The sequence below is a fragment of the Delftia acidovorans NBRC 14950 genome, assembly GCF_001598795.1.
GTDB classification, from domain to species: Bacteria; Pseudomonadota; Gammaproteobacteria; order Burkholderiales; family Burkholderiaceae_C; genus Comamonas; species Comamonas acidovorans.
Genome location: NZ_BCZP01000008.1, coordinates 283,243 through 307,155, shown reverse-complemented (window position 1 = coordinate 307,155; position 23,913 = coordinate 283,243). Strand labels below are relative to the sequence as shown.

General features: G+C 69.5%; 19 protein-coding genes. 14 read left to right on the top strand and 5 right to left on the bottom strand.

Going from position 1 to position 23,913, the window contains the following annotated elements; all coding sequences use genetic code 11:
- Positions 1-120 precede the first annotated feature (120 nt).
- Entirely contained in the window at positions 121-1,509 is a 1,389-nt protein-coding gene (locus DA1_RS13295; protein ID WP_034390836.1) for a hypothetical protein, read from the bottom strand.
- Positions 1,510-1,654: 145 nt separating this feature from the next.
- Between DA1_RS13295 and DA1_RS13290 the strand changes: the two genes are divergently transcribed.
- Entirely contained in the window at positions 1,655-2,584 is a 930-nt protein-coding gene (locus DA1_RS13290; protein ID WP_012203818.1) for a LysR family transcriptional regulator, read from the top strand.
- A 3-nt stretch (positions 2,585-2,587) separates the two neighbouring features.
- Positions 2,588-3,517: a tripartite tricarboxylate transporter substrate binding protein gene (locus tag DA1_RS13285; RefSeq protein WP_034390835.1), complete on the top strand. Its 930-nt coding sequence runs from the start codon at positions 2,588-2,590 to the stop codon at positions 3,515-3,517.
- A gap of 42 nt (positions 3,518-3,559) precedes the next feature.
- Here the strand turns inward: DA1_RS13285 and DA1_RS13280 are convergent, their stop codons facing one another.
- Complete coding sequence (locus DA1_RS13280; protein ID WP_012203816.1) at positions 3,560-4,423, bottom strand: DMT family transporter; 864 nt, start codon at positions 4,421-4,423, stop codon at positions 3,560-3,562.
- A 123-nt stretch (positions 4,424-4,546) separates the two neighbouring features.
- Here DA1_RS13280 and DA1_RS13275 point away from each other — a divergent pair, with 123 nt between their 5' ends.
- The gene (locus DA1_RS13275) at positions 4,547-5,926 is read left to right on the top strand and encodes an aminotransferase-like domain-containing protein (protein ID WP_034390833.1); all 1,380 of its coding nucleotides are present in this window, start codon (positions 4,547-4,549) and stop codon (positions 5,924-5,926) included.
- Here the strand turns inward: DA1_RS13275 and DA1_RS13270 are convergent.
- Positions 5,923-6,510: a TetR/AcrR family transcriptional regulator gene (locus DA1_RS13270; protein ID WP_034390831.1), complete on the bottom strand. Its 588-nt coding sequence runs from the start codon at positions 6,508-6,510 to the stop codon at positions 5,923-5,925. The genes DA1_RS13275 and DA1_RS13270 overlap by 4 nt on opposite strands.
- A gap of 95 nt (positions 6,511-6,605) precedes the next feature.
- Here DA1_RS13270 and DA1_RS13265 point away from each other — a divergent pair, with 95 nt between their 5' ends.
- The 5 genes from DA1_RS13265 to DA1_RS13245 all read left to right on the top strand — a co-directional run bounded on the left by DA1_RS13265 (position 6,606) and on the right by DA1_RS13245 (position 14,197).
- Positions 6,606-7,802 (top strand): MFS transporter, encoded by a 1,197-nt coding sequence (locus DA1_RS13265; RefSeq protein WP_034390830.1) that lies wholly within the window; start codon positions 6,606-6,608, stop codon positions 7,800-7,802.
- A 169-nt stretch (positions 7,803-7,971) separates the two neighbouring features.
- A complete protein-coding gene (locus DA1_RS13260) occupies positions 7,972-10,506 on the top strand; it encodes a TonB-dependent siderophore receptor (protein ID WP_034390829.1) in 2,535 nt (844 codons plus the stop codon).
- Positions 10,507-10,591: 85 nt separating this feature from the next.
- On the top strand, positions 10,592-12,760 hold the full coding sequence (locus DA1_RS13255; RefSeq protein ID WP_034390828.1) for a TonB-dependent receptor: 2,169 nt from the start codon (positions 10,592-10,594) through the stop codon (positions 12,758-12,760).
- 100 nt (positions 12,761-12,860) lie between these two features.
- Positions 12,861-14,003 carry a PepSY-associated TM helix domain-containing protein gene (locus DA1_RS13250; protein WP_034390826.1) on the top strand — a complete coding sequence of 381 codons (1,143 nt, stop codon included), beginning with the start codon at positions 12,861-12,863 and terminating at the stop codon, positions 14,001-14,003.
- Positions 14,000-14,197, top strand: a complete 198-nt coding sequence (locus DA1_RS13245) for a hypothetical protein (protein WP_034390825.1) — start codon at positions 14,000-14,002, stop codon at positions 14,195-14,197. The genes DA1_RS13250 and DA1_RS13245 overlap by 4 nt, the downstream gene beginning before the upstream one ends.
- Positions 14,198-14,227: 30 nt before the next feature.
- Here DA1_RS13245 and DA1_RS31475 read toward each other — a convergent pair whose 3' ends face one another.
- Positions 14,228-15,043 (bottom strand): response regulator, encoded by an 816-nt coding sequence (locus DA1_RS31475; protein ID WP_034390823.1) that lies wholly within the window; start codon positions 15,041-15,043, stop codon positions 14,228-14,230.
- Positions 15,040-15,678 (bottom strand): response regulator, encoded by a 639-nt coding sequence (locus DA1_RS13235; RefSeq protein WP_012203799.1) that lies wholly within the window; start codon positions 15,676-15,678, stop codon positions 15,040-15,042. The genes DA1_RS31475 and DA1_RS13235 overlap by 4 nt, the downstream gene beginning before the upstream one ends.
- Before the next feature lie 113 nt (positions 15,679-15,791).
- Here DA1_RS13235 and DA1_RS13230 point away from each other — a divergent pair, with 113 nt between their 5' ends.
- From DA1_RS13230 to DA1_RS13205, 6 genes are all read left to right on the top strand, one after another.
- Complete coding sequence (locus tag DA1_RS13230; RefSeq protein WP_012203798.1) at positions 15,792-16,163, top strand: response regulator transcription factor; 372 nt, start codon at positions 15,792-15,794, stop codon at positions 16,161-16,163.
- A complete protein-coding gene (locus tag DA1_RS13225; RefSeq protein ID WP_034390822.1) occupies positions 16,163-17,059 on the top strand; it encodes an ABC transporter substrate-binding protein in 897 nt (298 codons plus the stop codon). The genes DA1_RS13230 and DA1_RS13225 overlap by 1 nt, the downstream gene beginning before the upstream one ends.
- A 24-nt stretch (positions 17,060-17,083) precedes the next feature.
- Entirely contained in the window at positions 17,084-19,612 is a 2,529-nt protein-coding gene (locus DA1_RS13220; RefSeq protein ID WP_034390820.1) for a sensor histidine kinase, read from the top strand.
- Between the two features lie 126 nt (positions 19,613-19,738).
- Positions 19,739-20,299 carry an RNA polymerase sigma factor gene (locus tag DA1_RS13215; RefSeq protein ID WP_034390819.1) on the top strand — a complete coding sequence of 187 codons (561 nt, stop codon included), beginning with the start codon at positions 19,739-19,741 and terminating at the stop codon, positions 20,297-20,299.
- Positions 20,296-21,348: a FecR family protein gene (locus DA1_RS13210; RefSeq protein WP_034390818.1), complete on the top strand. Its 1,053-nt coding sequence runs from the start codon at positions 20,296-20,298 to the stop codon at positions 21,346-21,348. The genes DA1_RS13215 and DA1_RS13210 overlap by 4 nt, the downstream gene beginning before the upstream one ends.
- A gap of 88 nt (positions 21,349-21,436) precedes the next feature.
- A complete protein-coding gene (locus DA1_RS13205) occupies positions 21,437-23,818 on the top strand; it encodes a TonB-dependent siderophore receptor (protein WP_034390816.1) in 2,382 nt (793 codons plus the stop codon).
- Positions 23,819-23,913: the final 95 nt, after the last annotated feature.

Below are 23,913 nucleotides of genomic sequence, written 5' to 3'. Positions count from 1 at the left end.
GGACATCCGGGTCGTCTTTCTTTTGCCTCCTTTTCTTTGACGAATCAAAGAAAAGGAGGTCGGCTGCCGGGCCGAGACCCGGCCTCGAAAAAACACCCCCCGGCAGGGTCAAAAACCAGCTCACTGCAAAGAAGGCCGCGCCCTCTCAGGCACCCGAGCCCCCAACGCAGCCGGCACATAAGCCGCATCAAAACTACACCCCACCCCAAACTTGGCCTCATTCCCCACACAAGCAGCAGCAATCCCCGCCGCAGTCGGCTTCACCCCCGCCTCCACCCACTGCATCAACGCAGTCATCAACGTGGGATAGGTCGCATCGCTGATATAGCTGTGCGTCCCCTGCCGCGTAAAGGTCTGCACCAGCCGGTCCCCACTGCCGCCCTGCTGCATCACCGCACGAAACCGCGCATCCAGCTCCACGAAGGCCGTGGGGTCGCTGATCCATTTGGCCGAGAGGACCGGCACGCCAATCTTGCCCAAGGGGTCGGTGTCATCGGCGAACTTGCGGTAGGCCGCAGGGTCGGCGCGGTAGCGCAGCACGCCGGCATTGAGCGCGGCATCGTCGGCCGAGCCGGCATAGACCGCACCCTCGTTGCCGAAGGGGCTGGCGCCGCCCGTGCGCTTGGCCGAGATGTCCTGGAAGTGCATGGTTCCCCAGTTCATGTGCGACTGGATGGCGCTTTCGGGGATCTTGATGACCTTGGTGATGGTGTCGATCTTCGCCTGCTGCGCGGCCGTGCGCTGGGCGGCGGGCTTGTCCAGCGCCAGGCATTCGTTCACGCGCAGGGCCACGTCGGCCTGGCGCATCTTGGCGTCTGCGGGCAGGCCCAGGTTGAGCGCGTACTGCGGCTCATTGGGGCGCGGGTGGTTGCCGCACAGGTACTGGTAGACCACGCGCAGATCGGTGCGGAAGTCATAGGCATGGGTGCCGCCGCCCAGCACGCCGCTGGTGAGCAGCACGCCGTCGTAGGGGCGCTCGCCCACGGTCTGCTCGTTGAACATTTCCGCGCCCTTAGCCGCCACGCCCGCACCCCAGGACTGGCCGTGCAGGATGGTGCGCTGCGGCTTGGCCACATGCTGGCGGAAGATGCCGCGCAGGCGCTCGGTGTCCTCGGCGGCGGCGCGCACTTCCACGCCGCCCTGGCGATAGGTGGAGCCGGCCCAGGCGTAGCCTGCGCGCACCATGATGGACCAGCGCACCAGGTCTTCGGCCGCACGGTCGGCGGTGGGCGCGGCCAGGTCCGGGCCGCCGTGGGCGTGCAGCACGAGGGTGCCGTTCCACTGCGCGGGCTTGGCGATCAGGTAGTAGGCGCCCTTGGAGTCCTGCCCGGCCCAGCAGCTGATGCCCGCAGGAATCTCGGCAGGGCAGGCCGTGCTCTTGGGAGCGGTCTCGATGGAGGTGACCGGCCCGTGCAGCACGGCCGAGCCGCCGCCGCAGCCGGCCAGGGCGAGCGCGGCCAGCAGCGAGGCGCTGGCGGGACGCAGGGGGAAATACGCGGATGCTTGCATGTCTTGTCTCCTGTCTTGGCTTCTTGTTGGAAGTCACCTGCCGCGCCGCGGCAAGCGGTCGCATCGGTGACTGGATGGGATTCTGTAGAGGCTTGTCCAATATTTCAAAGATTTTTAGGATATCGGCTGGATACTTTTCACATATATGGAACTGCGCCATCTCCGTTACTTCCTGGCCGTGGCCGATACCGGCCACATCACGCGCGCGGCCGAGCTGCTGGGCATGCAGCAGCCGCCGCTGTCGCAGCAGATCCGCGCGCTGGAGGAGGAGCTGGGCATTGCCCTGTTCCGGCGCCACCCCAAGGGCGTGGACCTGACCGACGCGGGCCTGGAGCTGCAGGGCGAGGCCACGCGGCTGCTGGCCGACTTCACCGCCATGCGCGACCGCATGCAGGCCTTTGCGCGCGGCGAGCGCGGGCGCATCCATGTGGGCTTCACCAGCTCGGCGGCGGCCCATGCCTTCACGCCCGAGGTGCTGCGCCTGTGCCGTGGCCGCCATCCCGACATTGCGCTGGATGTGAGCGAGAACAATGCCGCCGAGATCACCGAGGCCGTGCAGGCCGGGCGCATGCACTGCGGCTTTCTGCGCGTGCCGGTGGCCCGGCCCGAAGGCCTGGTGTTCGAGACGCTGCTGCAGGAGCCCGCGCTGCTGGCCATTCCCGTGGACCATAGGCTGGCGCGCGATGCATCGCGGCCCGTGGCGCTCAGGCAGCTCGATGGCGAGCGCCTGATCCTTGTGCGGCGCACGGGCGCGCCGGGGCTGTATGCGAACCTGCTGGCGCTGTGCGCCCGGCACAAGGTACAGGTGGAGGTGGCCGCCGAGGTGGAACGCATGATGACCAATGTGAACCTGGTGGCGGCGGGCGTGGGCCTGTCCATCGTGCCGGCCTCGGTGCGCGGCGCCCATCCCGAGGCGGTGGTCTACCGCGCCTTCGAGCCCGCCGTGCGGCTGAGCGCCCCGCTCACCCTGGTGCACCGCGAGGCCGGCACGGAAACCGGCGGCGCAGGACCCGCGGCCACCTTCATCGCCCTGGCGCGCGAGCTGGCGCAGCGCCACCAGGCGCCGGGCGGCTGAGGCATGCGGGCACCGCAAGGCACCGATACCGGCCGGCGCGCCCTGCTGGCGGCGGGCGCCTGCGCGCTGGCCTGGCCCGCCCAGGCATGGGCGGCCCGGCCCGCCTGGCCGGGCGCCAGCGTGCGGATCGTGGTGGCCTACCCCGCAGGCGGTGTCAGCGACATGGTGGCCCGCGCCCTGGCCGAGCAACTGGCGCAGCAATGGGGCACGGCCGTGATCGTGGACAACCGCCCCGGCGCCAGCGGCACCGTGGCGCTGGAGCTGCTGGCGCGCAGCGCGCCCGACGGCCGCACCCTGGTCTTTGCCGCCGCCACCGCCGTGGGCCTGGCCGCAGCCTCCGTGACACCCGTGGCTGGCGTGATGCGCACGCCCATGCTGCTGGTGGGCACGCCGGCGCTGAAGGCCGCAGATTTCGAAGGCATGCTGGCCGAGGCGCGCGGCATGCCCGGCGGCATACGCTGGGCCACCACGGGCGAGGGCACGACGGGACACGCCGTGCTGCAGCGCATAGAGCAGGCCACGCGCATTCCCATCGTGCATGTGCCCTACAAGGGCGGGGGCCAGCAGCTCAACGATGCGCTGGCCGGGCATTTCGAGCTGCTGTCCACCAATGTGGCGCCGCTGCAGCTGCAGGCGCTGCGCGCGGGCCGCCTCAAGGCCCTGGCCGTGGGCGCGCCGCAGCGGCTGGCAGCCCTGCCCGATGTGCCCACGCTGGCGCAGCTGGGCCATGCGCAGGCCAACCTGGATTCGCTGTTCGGCCTGTTCGCGCCGCCGCAGATGGCGCCAGCGCTGGCCCAGCGCATCAATGCCGCGGTGGCCCAGGCGCTGCGCGCGCCGTCCATCCGCAGCCGGCTGGAGGCGGCCAGCAACCAGCCGTTCGAGGGTTCGGCCGCAGAGTTCGCGCAGCAGGTGATGCGCGAGGCCGGGCGCTGACCGCCCCCCCCGCACCACGCTCCCGCACCACGCCCGCCGGGCTCAGCGCGCGTACTTCTTCGCCCCGGCCACACAGACCACGGCGGCCATGGTGACCAGCACCATGCCCCAGCTCACCTGCTCGTGCAGCAGCAGGGCCGCCAGGCCCAGGCCCATGAAGGGCTGCAGCAGCTGGATCTGGCCCACGGCCGCAATGCCGCCCTGGGCCAGGCCCCGGTACCAGAACACGAAGCCGATGAGCATGCTGAACAGCGAGACATAGGCCAGGCCCAGCCATGCGGGCCGGCCCACATCGGCCAGCGATGCCGGCATGCTGAGCAGGGCGGCCGGCAGCATGACGGGCAGGGCCAGCACCAGCGACCAGCTGATGACCTGCCAGCCGCCCAGCGTGCGCGACAGGCGCGCGCCCTCGGCATAGCCCAGGCCGCAGACGATGATGGCGGCCAGCATCAGCAGGTCGCCGCGCAGCGAGCCCCCGGCCCCGCCCACGGCCGCATAGCCGGCCACGAAGGCCGCGCCCGCCAGCGAGAACAGCCAGAACGCCGGGCGCGGGCGCTCGCCGCCGCGCAGCACGGCAAACACCGCCGTGGACAGGGGCAGCAGGCCCACGAAGACGATGGAATGCGCCGAGGTGACGTACTGCAGCGCCAGCGCGGTCAGCAGCGGAAAGCCCACCACGCCGCCCAGCGCACTCAGCGCCAGTGAAGGCATGTCGGCACGCGCGGGCCGGGGCTGGCGCAGCGCCAGCAGCATGGCCAGGGCCAGCAATGCCGCGATGCTGGCACGCGCACAGGTCAGGAAGGTGGGGTCCAGGTCGGCGACCGCCACGCGGGTGGCCGGCAGCGATCCCGCAAAGATCGCCACGCCGATGAATCCGTTGATCCACCCGCTGCTTGTCTTGTCCATCAAAAAGCTCCTTGGTTTGCAGCAGGCAGTGGGCCATTGCACGGCCGGATCTTCCATAGACAGTCCAATACAATTCAAAAGAACTGTTATGCACACAAATCCACTACAGAAGAGAAAGCAGCCATGCGCAGCGGCACACGCATCCAGGCGGTGATGGAAGAGATCCAGTCGCGCATCGCCGCGCGCACCTACCTGCCCGGCACGCGCCTGCCCTCGGTGCGCGCGCAGGCACAAGCCATGCAGGTGTCGGTGTCCACGGTGGTGGAGGCCTATGAGCGGCTGGCGGCCGAGGGGGTGATCGCCTCGCGCCCGGGCTCGGGCTTTTATGTGGCGGGGCCGGTGGCGCCGCTGGCGCTGGGCGGTATCGGGCCGCGCGTGGACAGGGAAGTCGACCCCCTGTGGCTGGCCCGCCAGTCGCTGCAGGCAGATGCCCACGCGCTCAAGCCGGGCTGCGGCTGGCTGCCGCCTTCATGGCTGTACGAGGAAGGCGTTCGCCGCGCGCTACGCTCCCTGGCACGCTCGGGCACGCTGGAGCTGACGGAGTACGCAACGCCGCTGGGCCACCCGGCACTGCGCCGCCTGCTGGCGCGGCGCATGGCTGCCATGGGGCTGGAGACCTCGCCCGAGCAGATCCTGCTGACGGAGTCTGGCACGCACTCCATCGACCTGGTCTGCCGTTTCCTGCTGGAGCCCGGCGATACGGTGCTGATCGACGACCCCTGCTATTTCAATTTCCATGCGCTGCTCAAGGCGCACCGCGTGCAGGCCGTGAGCGTGCCCTACACGCCGCAGGGGCCCGACGTGGCCCGGTTCGCCGACGCGCTGCAGGCCCACTCGCCACGCCTGTACATCACCAATTCGGCCATCCACAACCCGACGGGCGCCACGCTGTCGCCACTGGTGGCGCACCGCATCCTGAAGCTGGCCGACAGCTCGGACCTGGTGATCGTGGAGGACGACATCTTCTGCGACCTGGAGACCCATGCGGCGCCCCGGCTGGCGGCCTTCGACGGCCTGTCGCGCGTGATCCAGATCGGCAGCTTCTCCAAGACGGTGTCGGCCTCGCTGCGCTGCGGCTTCATCGCGGCGCGGCCCGACTGGACGCAGGACCTGGCGGACCTGAAGATCGCCACCAACTTCGGCGGCGGGCGCATGGCCGCCGACATCGTGCTGCGCACGCTGACCGACAGCGGCTACCGCAGGCACATGGAGTCCGTGCGGCTGCGGCTGGCGCAGGAGATGGAACGCACGGCCGCGCGGCTGCAGGCCCTGGGCATGAAGCCCTGGCTGGTGCCGCAGGCCGGCATGTTCCTGTGGTGCCAGTTGCCCGGGGGCATGGATGCCACGGCGCTTGCACGCACCTGCCTGGAGGATGGCGTGGTGCTGGCGCCCGGCAATGCCTTCAGCCAGTCGCAGAGCGTGGGCGACTTCCTGCGCTTCAATGTGGCGCAGTGCTCGGATGCGCGGATCTTCGAGGTGCTGGCGCGGGCGCTGAAGAGCTAGGCCGTTTCAGCCTGCAGCAGGCCGCGCACCCGTGCCTGCACGCGTTCCAGGGACGGCGGCAGGTCGAACAGCACGCGGTAGACGATGGGCGCGGCCAGCGCGTCGATCAGGGTGTCCGCAGCGGGCATCGCCTCGCCACGCCGCGCTGCGCGCTCGCCGATCTGCGCCAGTTGCCCGCGCAGGATTTCCACGCAGGCGCAGGGCGTGTGCTCGTTGCCCGCTGCAGCGGCCATGTCGCGCAGCATGGTGCGTCCCAGCGGCGAGGCCGATTCCTCCAGGAACTGCTCGGCCCAGGCCAGCAGGTCGCCCTCCAGCGTGCCCGTGTCCAGCGGCGGCGCCGTGGGCCGGATGATTTCCACGGCCACATCGGCCAGCAGCTGCTGTATGTCGCCCCAGCGCCGGTAGAGGGTGGACGGCGTCACGCCCGCCTGGGCGGCGATGAGCGGAAAGCTCAATTCCTCGCGCGGCATGGTTTCCAGCAGGCCCTTGACGGTCTGGTAGACCGTGGCCTGGATGCGCGCGCTGCGTCCGCCGGGACGGGCGGGACCGCCTGTTTTGGAAAGGGATGGGACTTGCGTGCTCATGGTTATTAAAGCTAAAAATTTGCGTTAGCAGCGTACAAGCGCAGAATTCGCTAACGCAAAAACTTTGCATTAATTGTGCAGCAGGGCTCTTAACCATGTCGGTACTGCAACCATCCAACTCCACTCCCGCTGCCCGGCCCGGCCGCAGCCTGGCCGTCCTGGCCTTCGGCCTGGGCAGCTTCTTCGCGGCCTCCAGCGCGCCAACGCCGCTGTACCGGCTCTACCAGCAGGACTGGGGCTTTTCCTCCGGCATGCTGACCCTGGTCTTCGCGGTCTATGCGCTGAGCCTGCTGCTGGCCCTGCTCACCACGGGCGCGCTGTCGGACCACCTGGGCCGCAAGCCCGTGATCCTGGCGGCGCTGGTGCTGGAGATCGTCTCGCTGGCGGTGTTCGCCCGCGCGGGCGACGTGCAGGCCCTGGTGCTGGCGCGCGTGCTGCAGGGCTTTGCCACCGGCATGGCCAGTGCGGCCATGGGCGCGGCGCTGCTGGACCTGCACCGCGAGCGCGGCACGCTGGTGAGCACCATGGCGCCCATGGTCGGCATGGCGGCGGGCATTGTCGTGGCGGGCGAGTTCGCGCAGCTGTGGCGCCAGCAGCTGGGCCTGGTGTTCTGGCTCATGGCGCTGATCTTCGTGGCCGTGGCCGCCGCCATGGCCGTGATGCCCGAGACGGGCGCGCGCCGTCCCGGCGCACTGGCCGCCATGCGCCCGCGCGTGCGGATTCCGGGCCAGGCCCGGGCCGACTTCATGCGCGTGCTGCCCATGAGCATCACGGTGTGGGCGCTGGGGGGCTTTTACCTGTCGCTGGGCCCTTCGATGATCCGCTCGGTCACGGGCTCGGAGATCGCCGCCAGCTTTGCCGTGTGCATCAACACGCTGAGCGCCGCCGCCGCCATCTGGACCCTGCGCAGCCGCGCGCCGCGCGCCATGCTGCAGTTCGGCGGCAGCGGCCTGCTGGCCGGGGTGGCCCTGCTGCTGGTCGGCGCCCATCTGCAAAGCCTGCCCCTGGTGCTGGGGGCCTCGGTGGTGGCGGGCGCGGGCTTCGGCGTGGGCTTCCAGGGCGCGCTGCGCAGCGTGATCCCGCTGGCCGAGCCGCACGAGCGCGGCGCCCTGATCTCGGCCATCTACATCGCCAGCTACCTGGCGTTCAGCGTGCCGGCCATCGCGGCGGGCATGGCCGCCGCGCGCTTCGGCCTGTTGCCGGTCACCTATGCCTACGGCCTGATGCTGATGCTGTTCGCGGGCCTGGCGCTGGCGGGGACGCGCCAGCCCAGGCCGGTGGTGGTGTCCTGAGGCATTGATTGAAAAATAAAACCATAGCAATCCAGCCTTAATCCACCTGGTGATCAACGGAAAGTAACGGAGAAAATCTCAGCGACGGCGCAAAAAAAATCCAGCCGAACTTGCAGGATCGGCCGGGCTTGTTCGGCATACGGGGAGTCACACCACTTTTCCCAGCCCCATGCCCCGCACCCTCCCCCACCAGCCCCAGGACGGCCTTGCAGCCGCACGGGGCTGGCCTGCGTCCATGGGGATGGCTGGGGTGGCAGCGGTGCTGGGGGTGGCGATGCTGGTTGCCACGGCAGCGGACTGCGTCCATGCAGCGCCGTCCGCCCAGGCCGCCCAGGCCGCCCAAGCCGGCCAGCGCAGCTTTTCGATTGCGGCCGGCCCGCTCACGCATGTGATCGCGCAGTACGCCAACCAGGCTGGCGTTGCGCTGTCGTTTGATGCCGCGCAGCTGGGCCGGTTGCAGTCCGCGGGGCTGCAGGGCAGCTATGGCGTGGAAGACGGTTTTGCCAGGCTGCTGCAGGGCACGGCGCTGCAGGCCGTGCGCGAGTCCAGCGGCGTCTATACGCTGCGGCCGCTGCCAGCGGCGGCCTCGGGCACGAGCGGGCAGACGCTGGACACGGTCACGGTCCGGGCCACGGCGCCGGCCAGTGCCACGACCGAGGCATCGGACAGCTACGCGGCCAGCCTGGTCACGGGCTACAAGGGGCTTCAGTCGGTGCGCGACATCCCGCAGCCCGTGACCGTGCTCACGCGCCAGTGGCTGGACGAGCAGGCCCTGCCCGACCTGCATGCCGTGCTGCAGCACACGCCGGGCGTGACGGTGGAGTACATCGACAGCGAGCGCATCGCCTATTACTCGCGCGGCTACCAGATCGATTCGCTGCAGGTGGACGGGCTCAATGTGAACCAGGTGGCCTCGGCCTCCACCTTCATCCAGCCCGACATGGCCATGCTGGACCGCGTGGAGGTGCTGCGCGGCGCCACGGGCCTGCTGCGGGGCGCGGGCTCGCCCTCGGCCATGGTGAACATGGTGCGCAAGCGGCCCACGGCGCAATGGCAGGGCTCGGCCGCGCTGACGCTGGGTTCCTGGGACCGCCAGCGCATGGAGGCAGACCTGTCCGGCCCTCTGAACGCAGCCGGCACGCTGCGCGGCCGGCTGGTGGCGCTGGCAGACGACAAGGCATCGTTCCAGACCGCGCGCAAGGAAAAGCGCCTGGGCCTGTACGGCGTGCTGGAGGCGGACCTGGGGCCGCGCACCACGCTCACGGCCGGCCTGCAGCACACGGACCTGCAGGCCACGGGCTCCTGGGGCGGCCTGCCCGCCGCTGCCGACGGCAGCCAGCTCGGCCTGCCGCGCAGCACCTACCTGGGCACGCCCTGGAATACCTGGGACCGCCACAACCAGCAGGCCTTTGCCGAGCTGGAGCACCGGCTGGACAGCGGCTGGCAACTGAAGGCCCAGGCGGCGCACACGCGCTTTCGGTCGGACGGGTTCAAGCAGACTTCGTTTTCCAGGGCCAGCGACAGCAATCCCTACCTGTTCGACGTGAGCACCTCCATCTATGGCGGCGACGGCAGCACGCAGAACGCGCTGAGCCTGCTGGCCAGCGGCCCCTTCGAGGCCCTGGGCCGCAGGCACGAGCTGTCGCTGGGCGCCGACCTGCAGCGCATCCGCAGCACGGGGGCCACGGGCTACTGGGGCGTGAGCCCGCTGCGCAATGTGGACATCCGCGGCTGGAATCCGTACACCAGCTACCCCGAGCCGTTCTACAGCGAGGGCAACGGCAACGCCTATTCATCGCCCGTGTCCCACATCCACCAGTACGGCGGATTCGCGCGGGCCCGGCTGTCGCTGACCGACTCGCTCACCGCCATTGCCGGTGCGCGCCTGAGCTGGTGGAGCTATCTCGAACCCGGCAATGCCCAAAGCGGCTACAGCGTGCGCCGCGAGCTGACGCCATATGCGGGCCTGGTGCATGCGCTGTCGGACACGCTCGACGCCTATGCCAGCTACAGCGAGATCTTCAGCCCCCAGGACAAGAAGGCCGCCGACGGCAGCATCCTGGCGCCCGCCCGGGGCGAGGACCTGGAGGCCGGGCTCAAGGGCAGTTTCATGGACGGCCGGCTGCAGGGCAGCGTGTCGTTGTTCCGCATCCAGCGCGTGGGCAGCGCCATGCAGGACACGGCATCGGCCATGCCCTGCCTGCCGTACTACCCGACCAGCCACTGCTTCATGGCCGGCGGCAAGAGCCGCAGCCAGGGCTGGGAGCTGGAGCTGTCCGGCGAGCCCGCGCCAGGCTGGCAGGTGCTGGCCGGCTACACCTACACCCAGGCCAGGTACCTGCGCGACGCCTCCGAGGCCAACGTGGGCCAGCCGCTGCGGCCCGTGGACCCGCGCCATGCGCTGCGCCTGTTTGCCAGCCACCGCTTCAAGGGGCCCTTGCAGGGATGGACCGCAGGCGCCGGCGTGCGGCTGCAAAGCGATGCCTACGCCAGCGTGGGCGATGTCACCACCCGCCAGGGTGGCTATGCGCTTTTTGACGCGCTGCTGGCCTACCGCCTGGACGACACCTACTCGCTGCAGCTGAACGTGAGCAACCTGCTGGACAAGCGCTACTACGCCAAGTTCTCGCCCAACAGCACCTACTTCAACAACTACTACGGCGATCCGCGCAACGTCACGGTGTCGCTGCGCGCGCGCTTCTAGGGCCACGGCCGGCCTGCCCTCCTTTCCCGGTTTTTTTCCGGTCTTTCTTCACGGTTTTTCCTCCCGCTTTTTCCAACCTTTGCACATGACTGCCATGACGCACCACAGCACTCCTGCGGACTTCCGCTTCGCTCCCCACCCCCTCACGCGCCTGATCCGCCAATGCCTGGGCGCCGGCCTGGCCCTGGCCGCCGTGGGCGTGGCGGCCCAGACGGCCGAGGGCCCGGCCCTCAAGGAGGTGACGGTGAGCGACCAGGCCGAGGCCATCGGCGGACTGCAAAAGACCTATGCCGGCGGCCAGATCGCGCGCGGCGGCGACCTGGGCATTCTGGGCAAGACCGACCAGATGAACGTGCCCTTCAGCACGACCAACTACACCTCGGAGCTGATCGAGAACCAGCAGGCGCTGACCATCGCCGACGTGGTGATGAACGACGCCTCGGTGCGCACGCTGCAGGCGCGCGGCGGCTATGGCGATGACTTCCAGGTGCGGGGCTTTTCCCTGTCCATGCGCGATGTGTCGGTGAACGGCCTGTACGGCCTGTCGCCCTCCACGCGCCTGCCGCTGGAGGTGATCGAGCGCGTGGAAGTGCTCAAGGGCCCCGGCTCGCTGACCAATGGCGTGGGTCCCAGCGGCAGCATCGGCGGCAGCATCAACGTGGTGACCAAGCGCGCGGGCGACGTGCCGCTGAACCGCCTGACCGCCACCTACATGGGCAAGGCCCAGTTCGGCACCCACCTGGACGTGGGCCGCCGCTTTGGCGAAGACAACCAGTGGGGCGTGCGCGTGAACGGCGTGTGGCGCAATGGCGAAGGCAACATCGACGGCGGCCGCCAGCGCCTGGGCCTGGCATCGGTGGGCCTGGACTACGAAGGCCAGGGCCTGCGCTGGTCGCTGGACGCGCTGACCACCAGCGGCAAGACCACGGAGTTCCGCCCGCAAAGCGCCTTCCTGGCCGGCATCACCCAGGTGCCCGCCGTGCCCGAAAGCCGCACCAACTTCAACCCGGGCACGGAGCTGCTGGACAAGGCCAAGACCGTGATCTCGCGCGTGGAATACGACATCAACGCCAACACCTCCATCTACGGCGGCGTGGGCTACAGCGATGTGTCCAGTGACCAGAGCTTTCCCACGGCCGTGCAGCGCATCGACTCGCTGGGCAACTTCACCGTGCGCAACGGCTTCTACGACGAGTTCAACAAGACCACCTCGGCCGACGTGGGCCTGCGCACGCGCTTCAAGACCGGCGCCATCGGCCACACCGTGGTGGCAGCGGCCAACTACATGGACCGCGAGAGCGGCTACTTCTACCAGCTGACCACCAAAGCCGTCCCCTCCAACATCTACAACCCCTCGCCCCTGCCTGCCATCGACTTCGTGCGCGGCGCGCCCACCAAGAATGCCGAGCTGACGCAGCACAGCCTGGCGCTGGCCGACACCATGGCGCTGTTCAGCGACCGCGTGCTGGTGACCGTGGGCCTGCGCGACCAGACCATCGACCAGAAGAACGCCAGCGGCACCACGCTGTACAAGGCCAGCGCCGTGACGCCGCTGGCCGGCGTGGTGTTCAAGCCGCAGAACAATGTCTCGGTCTACGCCAACTACACGGCTGGCCTGTCGGCAGGCGGCACGGCCGGGCCCAACACGGCCAATGCCGGCCAGGTGTTCGCGCCGCAGAAGTCCAAGCAGTACGAGGTCGGCGTGAAGGTGGACTGGGGCCGCATGACCACGCAGGCCGCGCTCTACCAGATCCAGCGCCCGGGCTCCATGACCGACCCGGTGACCAATGTCTACAGCTTCGGCGGCGAGACGCGCAACCGCGGCCTGGAGCTGACCGCCTACGGCGAGATCCACAAGGGCCTGCGCCTGCTGGCCAGCGCGGCCTTCAACAACGCCAGGCTCTCGCGCACGGCAGGCGGCGTGAACCAGGGCAACGATGCCAACGGCGTGCCCGAGCGCACCTTCAACCTGGGCCTGGACTGGGATACCCCCTGGGTGGAGGGCCTGAGCCTGAACGGCCGCGTGATCCACACCTCGTCCATGTACTACGACGCGGCCAACATCCTGCGCATGCCCGGCTGGACACGCCTGGATCTGGGCGCACGCCTGCGCACCCATGTGGCCGGCAAGCCGGTGGTGCTGCGCGCCAGCCTGGAGAACGTCAGCAACAAGAGCTACTGGGTGACTGCCGCCGGCTACACAACCACGGGTGCGCCGCGCACGCTGATGCTGTCGGCACAAGTGGACTTCTAAGCCCCCGGCCACCGGAAACCGCCCCGCCCCCGGCATGGCGCCGGGGGCGCGGTGATGGCGGGGGCCCCAGGCCCCCTTCTGTCAGAGAAAAAAACACCCCATGCAAAGCCACACGATCAAGACCTGGGCCTGGTTGCACAAATGGAGCAGCCTGGTCTGCACCGTCTTCATGCTGCTGCTGTGCCTGACCGGCCTTCCGCTGATCTTCCACCACGAAATCGGCCACCTGCTGGGCACCGAGGTGGAGGCCCCGCCCATGCCCCAGGGCACGCCCCATGCCAGCCTGGACAAGGTGCTGGAGGTGGCCCGCGCCCAGCACCCGGACCGCGTGGTGCAGTTCGTCTCCAAGTCCGACGACACCGACGACCTCTGGTTCGTCACCATGACGCCCACGCCGGCGCCCACGGACGATTTCCGCTCCGTGGTGGTCGATGCGCGCACGGCCGAACTGCTGGCCCAGCCGCGCTTCGACCAGGGTTTCATGTGGGTCATGTTCAAGCTGCACGTGGACCTGTTCGCGGGGCTGCCGGGCAAGCTGTTCCTGGGCTTCATGGGGCTGCTGCTGCTGATCGCCATCGTCAGCGGCGTGGTGCTGTACGCGCCCTTCATGCGCAAGCTCGATTTCGGCACCGTGCGCCGCACGCGCCAGCCGCGCCTGAAGTGGCTGGACCTGCACAACCTGCTGGGCATCGTCACCCTGGTGTGGCTGTTCGTGGTGGGCGCCACCGGCATGATCAATACCTGGGCCGACCTGCTGATCAAGTACTGGCAGCATGACCAGCTCAGCAGCGTGCTGGCGCCCTACCAGGGCCAGGACACGGTGCCGGTGGCGGAGCGCGCCTCGCTGCAGCAATCGCTGCAGGCCGCCCAGCAGCAGGTGCCAGGCACCAAGCTGTACTTCATCGCCTTCCCCGGCACCACGTTCTCCAGCCCGCACCACCACACCTTCTTCCTGCGTGGCAACGAGCCCCTGACCTCGCGCCTGTTCCTGCCCGTGCTGGTGGACGCCAAGACCGCCCAGGTCACGGCCGCGCCCGCTCTGCCCTGGTATCTGACGGCGCTGCTGGTGTCCCAGCCGCTGCACTTCGGCGACTACGGCGGGCGGGCCATGCAGATCCTCTGGGCGCTGCTGGACATCGCCAGCATCATCGTGCTGGGCACGGGCCTGTACCTGTGGGTCAAAAAGGGCAAGAGCGTGCCGGCCCCGCAGCCCGCGCCGCGCGGCAAGGAGATCACGGCATGAGCGGCGCGCAACACCGGGGCTTTCTCGCCCTCTGGGGCTGGCCCATCGCGCTGGGCGTGCTGACGGCCATCGGCCTGGTCTCGGCCCTGTTCAGCGACGGCGGCTTTGGCGACATGCTGGCCGGCGTCTGCCTGGCCATTCCCACGGCGGCGGGAATCTGGCACGGCTGGGTGCGGCGCAGCCCGCCGCAATGACGGCGGGATGGCGCAATGGCGGGCGCGGTGTCAGCCGCGCCGGGGCCGCTGGCCCGCGCCGTCCAGCATTCCCAGCAGGGCCGCGCCCAGTTGCCGCCAGGCATCGGTGGCGCCCGCCCAGTCGCTCGCCAGGCAGGCCTGCTCCAGCGTCTGCGCCAGGCCACTGGCCTGCTCGTGCCCCAGCAGGCGCAGCACGCTTTTGAGGTTGTGCGCCAGCCGGCGCAGCGCCGCGGCGTCGCGCGCGGCCAGCAGGTTTTCGCCCCGCGCCACATCGTCGGGCAACTGCGCAAGACAGCTGGCGCGGTAGCTGTGGAACAGGGCGGCATCGCCGCCGAAGTAGCTGGAGACGGCGGCCGGGCCGCCATCCGCCGGCATATCCGCCGGCATATCCGCAGGCATATCCGCCTGCATATCCACCGGCACATCTGCACCGGCAGCTTGCACGCTGGCTGGCGCGGGCGAGCCGACCGGTTGCGCCGCCAGCACCGATTCCACGCAGTCCACCAGTTGCGCCACCGACACGGGCTTGCGCAGCACGCCCCAGACCTGCAGTTGCTCCAGCCGCAGCGCCACGTCGGCCCGCACGCCGGCGCTGAAGACCACGGCGCTGCAGCCGGCCTGCGGGGAGCTGCGCAGCCATTCGATGAGCTCGACCCCGGAGGCGCCGGGCAGCATCAGGTCGGTGATCAGCAGGGCAAAGGGCTGGCTCTGCAGCAGGCTCTGCGCCTGCTCCGCACTTGCGCAGGACACCAGGGTGAGGGGCATGCCCTCCAGCGCCAGCGTGACGAATCGCGCAATCGAGGCATCGTCCTCCACCAGCAGGACCGCAGGATGGGCCGGATTCACGCTGCCTGCCTGCCCAGCAGCTCGCCCAGCGCCTCGGGCAGCTCCTGCACGAGCTGGGGTTTGTGGATCACGCGCGCGCCGCCCAGCGCAAAGGCGTAGGCCTCGCGCTCTGCCGCATCCAGCGAGGTGACCACCAGCAGCTTGCAGCGCGCGAACTGCTCATGCGTGCGCAAGGTGGTGATGAGGGCGGCGCCGTCGATGTCGGGCAGCAGGATGTCCACCAGCAGCACGTCGGGCTGGATCTGCCCGTACAGCGCCATGCCGGTGATCCCGTCGTGCGCCACGTGCAGCTGCACGTCGGGAAAGTGGCGCTGCACCAGCAGGCGCACCAGGTTCTGGAAGTGCACGGAGTCCTCGATCAGCAGCACGCGCGGGCCCGTGCCGGCCTGCGCGGGAGCGGGCGCCGGGGCCGCCGCTGGCGCCCCGGACGTGGTGGCCGCATCACCCTGCCTGCCGCGCCAGCGCTCCACGGAGGCGCGCGTGATGCGCCGGTGCCCCCCGGGGGTCTTCCAGGCCTCCAGATCGCCGCGATCGACCATGAGCTGAACCGACCGCACCGCCATGCCCAGCAGCTTGGCCACCTCAGCGGTCGTGTAGTGCGGAATTTGGCCTGGTGGGGTGCTGTTCTCGGACATGGCAGCAATTTTGCATCAAATACGATTAAAAAAAACAATACAAATTTGATGAATTTGATATTTATGATTCAATCCAACGCAGAACCCTTCAACTGCGTTGCGAAAGGCCCGCCATGAAGAAGATACTGATCGCCGAAGACCAAGCCGACATCCGCAAGCTGTTGCGCATGACGCTGGAGTCCAGCGCATACGAAGTCATGGAGGCGCCGACCGGTGACGAAGCCTGGGCCCTGGCCCAGCGCAGCCAGCCCGATGTCGTGCTGCTGGACATGATGATGCCGGGGACGCTGGACGGCCTGGAGGTGTGCTGCCGCATCAAGACCTCCTACGACCTGCGGCACACGCGGGTGATCCTGCTGACGGCCCGGGGCAGTGCGCAGGACCGCGAGGCGGGTTTCAATGCCGGTGCCGACGAATACCTGCTCAAGCCCTTCAGCCCGAACCGGCTGCTGGAGACCCTGGCCAGTCTTTACAGGAGCGACTGATGACGATGCACACGCAGGCCGCCGCGGGCCGATGGCAGATACCGTCCGGGAACGCCGCGCGCCTGTCCGCGCTGGTGCGGGCCGTTGTGTTGCCCGTTGTACAGGCGCTGCTGCTGGCACTGGTGCCGGTCTGGGTGGCGGTGCTGGCCATGGGGCCTGGCGCAGCACGGGCCGGCGAGGTGCTGGACCGCGTGGCCAGCAGCCACACGCTGAAGGTCTGCATCTGGCCCGACTACTACGGCATCACCTACCGTGACGCACGCACGGGCAGGCTCACGGGCATCGACGCGGAGCTCTCGGCAGAGCTGGCCAAGGACCTGGGCGCGCGGCTGCAGCATGTGGACTCGTCCTTCTCGCGGCTGGTGCCCGACCTGCTGGAGTCGCGCTGCGACGTGGCCATGTTCGCCGTCGGCATCCTGCCGCAGCGCCAGCAGCAGCTGCGCTTCACCCAGCCCTACCTGAGCAGCGATATCTACGGCATCACCACCAAGAGCAACCCCGCCGTGCGCAGCTGGGCCGACATCGACCAGCCCGGCGTGCAGGTGGCCGTGCAGCGCGGCACCTTCATGGAGCCGGTCATGCGCGAGTCGCTCAGGCATGCGCACCTGGTGCTGGTGGAGCCGCCGCAAACCCGCGAAAAGGAACTCATGGCCGGGCGCGTGGACGTGTTCATGACCGACTACCCGTACAGCCGCAAGCTGCTGGACAGCTCGGACTGGATGCAGCTGATCGCGCCGCCCAAGCCCTTCCATGTGCTGCCCTACGGCTATGCGGCCAGCCCTGCCGACGCCCAGTGGCTGGCGCGCCTGAACCAGTTCGTCTCGGACATCAAGCGCGACGGCCGCCTGGCCAGGGCCGCGCGCCACAACGGCCTGACCGCCATCGTCGCGCCCTGAAACTTCCGATGGAGCACCTTCATCATGTCTGAACGAGCTGCCGCGCATCATTTTCTCGGAGCCCGGCGCAGTGCCCACATCAAGGCACTGGTGCTGACCTTTGCACTGTGCGTGCTTGCCGGACTGGTGCTCTTCGTCTGGAGCCAGCTGCATGCCGATGCGGACCAGAGCAAGTCCCAGGCCTCGCTGCTGGCCCGCGTGCTGGAGGACCAGACGGCCAAGACCTTCGAGAACACCGAAATGGCCCTGGCCAGCCTGGCGCACAACCCGGCCATTGTGGCCGCAGGCAGTGCGCGCGGCACGCGCGAGGCCGCCATGGCCCTGCTGATCGCCCAGTTGCCCTACCTGCGCAGCATGGCGCTGATCGACGACAAGGGCCTCATCCTGGCCAGCACCCAGGCCGGGGAGGCCGGCCAGCAGATCGACACGCAGGATCTGCTGCACGACAAGGCGGCCGTCCTCATCCCCGGCAAGCCCCAGCTGGGCCGGCTGGTGCCCGGCCGCAGCCTGTCGTCGCTGGCGCCACGGGCGCATCCGACGCCGCGCGGCGTGTCCTTCCTGCCGCAGTTGCTGGCCTTCCACCAGGACAACGGCATGCCCGCCGTGCTGGTAGCCCTGATCAATCCCGACGCCGTGGCCAACTTCTACCAGTCCACGCTGGAGACCCTCAGCTACGAGGCCGTGCTGCTGACCTATGACGGCCGGCCCCTGGCCAGCACCAATGCGGGCACGGGCGTGCAGGCGGCCGCCGCGCTGCAGACGCCGCTGTTCCAGGAATGGCTGCCGCACAGCGAATTCGGCTCCTACATCGGCGCGGGCATGCTGGGCCGCCACCAGATCGTGTCGTTCCGCACCGTGCGCAACTGGCCGCTGCTGCTGGTGGTGGAGGAGCCCTACGCGGCCATGGTGGCGCGCTGGCGGGACAACGCCTTTGCCTTCTTCGTGGCCGGCTTGGCCCTGCTGGCCCTGGTGCTGGGACTGAGCTGGTCGGTGCTCAAGACCCGCAGGGTCCAGAAGTCGGCACTGCAGGCCATGGAGCAGGCACAGGCGCGCCTGGCGCGCAGCGAGCATGAGATGGCCGTGCTCATGCGCAGCGTGCAGGAGCTGATCTTTCGCACCGACAGCCAGGGACTGCTGACCTTCGTGAACGCGCGCTGGGAGCAGCTGACCGGCCAGCCCAGCGCCGAGGCCGTGGGCCAGCCGCTGGAGAACATCGTGGACGGCTCGTACCTGGCGCAGATCCAGGCCCTGCTCGATCCACTGGCCCGGCTGGCACCGCGCAACTGCCAGGCCATGTTCCGCCTGCCGGGCAACCGGGAGATGCTCTGCGACATCGCCGTGGTTCCCCTGCTGCGCGACGGCCGGCTGGTGGGCTTTGCCGGCAGCGCCGTGGACGTGACCGCCCGCTGGAAGGCCCAGCAGGAACTGCAGACCCAGCTGGCCTTCCAGCATCTGCTGTTCGAGACCACGCCCCTGCCCATGCTGGTCACCGACGCGGACCAGCGCGTGGCCCTGGTCAACAAGGCCTGGGAGGACTTCTTCGGCCGGGGCCGCTACGCCGTGCTCGGCCACGAGATCAAGGGCCTGCACGCGCGCGACGATGCCCTGCTGCAGATGCGCAGCAACCAGGTCGTGATGCGCTCGGGCCAGCGCATGATGGTGGAGGCCCGGCTGCCCCATGTGGACGGCAGCTACCGCGATGTGCAGATCTCCAAGGCAGCCGTCAAGAATGCCCAGGGCCAGATCACCGGCGTGCTCAGCATCTTTGTGGACGTGAGCGAATTCCGCGCAGCCGAGCATGCCACCCGCGAAGCCCGCGACGCGGCCGAAGAGGCCTTCCGCGTGAAATCGGAATTCGTGGCCAACATGAGCCATGAGCTGCGCACCCCGCTGCAGTCCATCATGGGCTTTGCCGAGCTCGGCGGCCTGCGCTCGCGCGGCAATCCCGCCATGGCCGACATGTTCAACGACATCCACGAGGCGGGCATACGCATGCTGGCCCTGGTCAACGACCTGCTGGACGTGGCCAAGCTGGAAAGCGCCGTGGGCACCATCCACGTCGAGCGCACCGACCTCAGGAGCCTGATCCGGCCCGTGGTGCGCGAGCTGGAGCCGCAGCAGCAGCAAAAGCTGATCGACCTGCGGCTGGAGCTCGACGACACGCCGCTGATCGCCAAGGCCGACCCCGTGCGCTTCCAGCAGGTGGTGCGCAATGTGCTGGCCAATGCCATCAAGTTCTCGCCCATTGGCGGGCGCATCGACGTGCAGGGCCGCATCGATGAGCAGGGCGATATCTGCATCGCCGTCTCCGACCAGGGGCCGGGCATTCCTCCGCAGGAACTGGACAAGATCTTCCAGCCCTTCGTGCAGTCCAGCAAAACCCGCAACGGCTCGGGCGGCACCGGCCTGGGCCTGGCCATCTGCCGCAAGATCATCGACGCCATGGACGGCACCATCGCCGCCAGCAACCGCTCCGAAGGCGGGTCGCTGTTTCGCATCACCCTGCCCTGCCGCACCGGCGCCTCGGAGACGCGGCCGGCGGAGTTGCTGTAGCGGTGCCAGACAGGGCTGAGAGCGCGTGGGCATTCGGCAGCAAATGAGAAAAAGTCTCATTTAGAATGCCGCAACCCTGCTCCCTGAACCTGCCGGTCGGCACGCCCGACCTCCATTCCCGTTCGTATGACACGCCATCCGACTCCCGCAGCCTGGCTGGGCCTGGACCTGCGCTGGGCCTACGGCAGCCTGCTGCCCGCCATCTGGCGCAGCACGCGCTGCATCCACCGTGCACAGGATGTGCTGCATGACGCCTTCGTGCGCTACGCCCTCAGCGGCAGGCATGAAGGCATCGCCCAGCCGCACGCCTATCTGCGCGTGGTGGCGCGTACCGTGCTCGCGGACCAGATGGCGCATGAACGCCGCTTCGTGCCCCTGCCCGACCTGGCAGGCGAGCCGGACTCCACGGCCCCCGGCAGGCGCACGGACGCCATCGCCGTGCAGGAAGCATTCACCGCGCCTTCCGCCGAGGTGCTGGCCGATCTGCAGCAGCGCCTGGCCGCTGCGCAGCGGGTCATCGAAGGGCTTCCCCCGCGCTGCCGCGAGGTGTTCTGGCTGTGCAAGGTGGAAGGCCATTCCCAGCCCAGGATTGCCGCCACGCTGGGCATCAGCCTGAACATGGTGGAGCGCCACCTGATGCGCGCCCTGCTGGACCTGCGCGCCGCGCGCGAGCTGCTCGCGCCATGACCACGCCGCGCGAAGAGGCCGCGCGCTGGTTCATACGCATGCACCGGGATGCGGGAGCGCAGCCCGGCGCCGCCGACGCCGCCGCCTGGCGCACCTGGATGGACGCCGACCCGCGCCACGCCGCCGAATACGCCGCCTTCGAGGCGCTGTGGCAGGACTTCGACTCCACGCCCCGCACCGAGGCCCTGGCCACGGCCGTGAACACCGCCGCACGCCAGCGCCGCAACACGCGCCGCGCAGCCATCACCCGCGGCGTGCTGGGCGTTGCCGGCCTGGGCACGGCGGGCCTGCTGGCATGGCGCGGCTGGCTTGAATGGCAGGACACCACCGTGTTCGCCCTGGCCCGCGACAGTGCGATTGGCGAACGCATCGTGCTGAACCTGCCCGACGCCAGCGTGCTGACCCTGGGACCGGCCAGCCGCATCGCCACGCGCTTCACGCGCCGCCAGCGCGCCGTGGTGCTGGAGCAGGGCGAGGCCCTGTTCGACGTGGCCAGGGATGCAGACCGCCACTTCACCATCGACGCAGGCCAGGCGCGCATCACCGTGCTGGGCACGCGCTTCACCGTCAACCGCCTGCCGGGCCTGGTGCGGGTGAGCGTGGAGCATGGCACGGTGCGTTTGGCAGTGAAAGGTGCTGAAGGAGCACCGTTCTTGCTGCTGCAGGCGGGCGAAGTGGGGGAACTGCCGGACGAAAGCGCCGGTGCCGCCCCCGGTGCCGATGGCGCCCACGCCAGCCCCCTCCCCCGCCGCGTGCAGCGCGATGCGCGCGACAGCTTCTCATCCATCGAACGCGGCCTCATCGTCTTCGACAGCGCCGGGCTGGGCGAGATCGCGGCCACGCTGTCGCGCTGGCGCCGCCAGCCCGTGCGTGCGGCCGTAGCCGACGGCACGGGCGGGCCGCGCATCACGGCCGCCGTGCAGCGCGCCGATGTGGAGAGTTTCCTGGACGCGCTGCCGCGCATCGCCGCCGTGCGCGTGCAGGAGCGCGACGGCGCCACCTGGCTGGCCCCGCGCAGCACGGCGCCGGAAAAAATCCGGAAAAACTGAAAAAAAACGGCCAACACACATCAGGGATCCGGCGGGCTGCCCCGTCATACAGGCGAGCACAACCGATACCCAGGAGAACGTTCCCGCCATGCCCGCCCGCCCTCTTTCCTCCCGCCCGGCACGCGCCTGCCTGTCCCTGCTCGCCTGCGCGGCGGCACTGGCCTGCACGCCAGCCCTGGCCGCCCCTGCCGACATCGACCTGCCGGCCCAGCCGCTGTCCGACGCCATCAAGGCCCTGGCGCGCGCCACCGGCACCAGCATCGCGGCCGACAGCGCCCTGCTGGCAGGCAAGACCGCGCCCGCCGTCCAGGGCCGCCTGGAGCCGGCCGAGGCACTGCAGCGCCTGCTGGCCGGCAGCGGGCTGCAAGCCTCTGCCCAGCCCCAGGGCGGCTGGCTGCTGCGCCCCGCCCCGGCGCGCCCGCAGACCGCGCTGGACGAAGTGCGGGTGACGGCCACGGCCCTGCGCGACGGCCGCACGGAAGGCACGGGCAGCTACCGGGCGCCCTATGCCAGCGCGGCCACCAAGATCGAGCTGACGGCCCGGGAGACGCCGCAGTCCGTATCCGTGATCTCGCGCGCGCAGCTCGATGACCAGAACTTCGTGGAGCTCACCGAAGCCGCCAAGGTGGTGCCCGGCATCGTCGTGCGCCGGCAAAGCAGCACAGGCGGGCGCAGCGACATCCTCTCGCGCGGCTACCAGTCGTCCACCTACCAGTTGGACGGTCTTACCGTCAGCGGCAACCCGGCCACCCAGGAAACGCTGGACCTGGCCCTGTTCGACCGGGTCGAGGCCCTGCGCGGGCCGGCCGGGCTGTTCTCGGGCGCGGGCGAGCCCAGCGTCATGCTCAACCTGGTGCGCAAGCGCGCCCTGCCGGACTACCAGGGCCAGGGCGCCATCGGCCTGGGCTCGCGGGGGCGCAAGCGGGCCGAGGTGGATGTCACCGGCCCGCTGTCCGAAGATGGCCGCCTGCGTGGCCGGGTGGTGGCGCTGCACGAGAACTTCGGCAGCCCCGTGATGGCCATGGACGGCCACAAGCAGGCCCTGTATGGCACGGTGGAGCTGGACATCACTTCCCAGAGCACGGTCTCGGTGGGCGCCACCTGGCAGCGCGGCCGGGGCAACTACGACACCGGCCTGCCCGCCCACGCCGACGGCAGGCTGGCCCCCATTCCGCGCGACGTGGCCATTGCCGCCGACTGGGGCCGCGCCGCGCCCGAATCGCTGGCCGGCTTCATCGAGTCGGAGACGCGGCTCGACGGCGGCGGCCTGTTCAAGGTGGCCGCCCGCCGCGTGCTGCGCCAGCAGCGCGACAAGTACATCAACGGTTACTCGGCCGTCTCGGACACCGGCATCAGCCGCTTCACCCAGGCCCAGACCGTGGACCGCGACTACGCCGACACCACGGCCGACCTCTACTACAGCACGCCCTGGCAATGGGCCGGGCAGACGCACCATTTCATCGCGGGCGCGGACTACCGCAGCTCCAACATGCACCTGCGCATGCTGCGCGGCGCCATGAACACGCCGGCCGACCTGTTCCACTACGACCCCTCCACCATCCCCGAGCCCAGCTTCAAGCCCTTTGCCGACGACATCACGCGCACCAGCCTGCGCGGCGTCTACGGCCAGTTGCGCATCAAGCCCACGCAGGCCCTCACCCTGGTGGCGGGCGCGCGCAAGAGCTGGTGGAAGACAGAAACCTCGGACCGGCTGCAGAACACGCGCTCGGGCTACGAGGTCGATGGCCAGTTCACGCCCTTCGGCGCCGTGCTCTTCGATCTGAACGACAGCTGGACGCTCTACGCCAGCCAGTCGCGCATCTTCCAGCCGCAAAGCGGGCGCCTGGCCGGCGGCGGCCAGATCGCCCCGCGCGAGGGCCGGCAGGTGGAGGCCGGCATCAAGGGCAGCCTGCTGGACGGACGCCTGAGCGCCACCGCCGCCGTCTACCGCATGCAGGACACCAACCGCGCGCTGGCCGACCCTGGCGATGCCGCCTTCGTCATCCCCGCAGGCAAGGTGCGCTCCGAAGGCTTCGAGGCCGAAGTGGTCGGCTCGCTGTCGCCGCGCTGGGACGTGGCGGCCAGCTACGCCTACATGCGCTCCAAATACCTGCAGGGCACCGTCACGCAGACGGGCACCGACTTCAGCACCATGTCACCGCGCCACAGCGTGAACCTGTGGGCGCGCTACCGCGTGGCCGGCCCCGTGGCCCAGGGGCTGGAGCTGGGCGCGGGCGTGCGCGCCGTCAGCGAGTTCTACGACACCCTGGGCACCGTGCGCTGGCGCGCGGGTGGCTACGGCGTCTGGTCCGCCTATGCCGCCTACCCGCTCACCCCCAAGGTCAAGCTGGCCGTGAACATCGACAACCTCTTCGACCGCGTTTACTGGGAGCGCGTGGGCACGGCCACGCGCAGCAACTACTACGGCCTGCCGCGCAGCATCATGGTCACGCTGCGCAGCAGTTTCTGATCCAGTCGCCAGAGGGCGTGCGCAGCACAAGGCTGCCGCGCCCCCTGCCTGCCGCGCAGGCATTCAATACATCGACACCATCGAATGATTTCTCA

Bases quoted from the DNA above. Each gene is read 5' to 3' on its own strand.
- DA1_RS13235 (WP_012203799.1), bottom strand. From the start codon at position 15,678: ATGTCCGAGAACAGCACCCCACCAGGCCAAATTCCGCACTACACGACC.
- DA1_RS13250 (WP_034390826.1), top strand. From the start codon at position 12,861: ATGCAAAGCCACACGATCAAGACCTGGGCCTGGTTGCACAAATGGAGC.
- DA1_RS13295 (WP_034390836.1), bottom strand. From the start codon at position 1,509: ATGCAAGCATCCGCGTATTTCCCCCTGCGTCCCGCCAGCGCCTCGCTG.
- DA1_RS13285 (WP_034390835.1), top strand. From the start codon at position 2,588: ATGCGGGCACCGCAAGGCACCGATACCGGCCGGCGCGCCCTGCTGGCG.
- DA1_RS13225 (WP_034390822.1), top strand. From the start codon at position 16,163: ATGACGATGCACACGCAGGCCGCCGCGGGCCGATGGCAGATACCGTCC.
- DA1_RS13245 (WP_034390825.1), top strand. From the start codon at position 14,000: ATGAGCGGCGCGCAACACCGGGGCTTTCTCGCCCTCTGGGGCTGGCCC.
- DA1_RS13265 (WP_034390830.1), top strand. From the start codon at position 6,606: ATGTCGGTACTGCAACCATCCAACTCCACTCCCGCTGCCCGGCCCGGC.
- DA1_RS13260 (WP_034390829.1), top strand. From the start codon at position 7,972: ATGCCCCGCACCCTCCCCCACCAGCCCCAGGACGGCCTTGCAGCCGCA.
- DA1_RS13220 (WP_034390820.1), top strand. From the start codon at position 17,084: ATGTCTGAACGAGCTGCCGCGCATCATTTTCTCGGAGCCCGGCGCAGT.
- DA1_RS13205 (WP_034390816.1), top strand. From the start codon at position 21,437: ATGCCCGCCCGCCCTCTTTCCTCCCGCCCGGCACGCGCCTGCCTGTCC.
- DA1_RS13255 (WP_034390828.1), top strand. From the start codon at position 10,592: ATGACTGCCATGACGCACCACAGCACTCCTGCGGACTTCCGCTTCGCT.
- DA1_RS13270 (WP_034390831.1), bottom strand. From the start codon at position 6,510: ATGAGCACGCAAGTCCCATCCCTTTCCAAAACAGGCGGTCCCGCCCGT.
- DA1_RS13280 (WP_012203816.1), bottom strand. From the start codon at position 4,423: ATGGACAAGACAAGCAGCGGGTGGATCAACGGATTCATCGGCGTGGCG.
- DA1_RS13275 (WP_034390833.1), top strand. From the start codon at position 4,547: ATGCGCAGCGGCACACGCATCCAGGCGGTGATGGAAGAGATCCAGTCG.
- DA1_RS13215 (WP_034390819.1), top strand. From the start codon at position 19,739: ATGACACGCCATCCGACTCCCGCAGCCTGGCTGGGCCTGGACCTGCGC.
- DA1_RS13230 (WP_012203798.1), top strand. From the start codon at position 15,792: ATGAAGAAGATACTGATCGCCGAAGACCAAGCCGACATCCGCAAGCTG.
- DA1_RS13210 (WP_034390818.1), top strand. From the start codon at position 20,296: ATGACCACGCCGCGCGAAGAGGCCGCGCGCTGGTTCATACGCATGCAC.
- DA1_RS13290 (WP_012203818.1), top strand. From the start codon at position 1,655: ATGGAACTGCGCCATCTCCGTTACTTCCTGGCCGTGGCCGATACCGGC.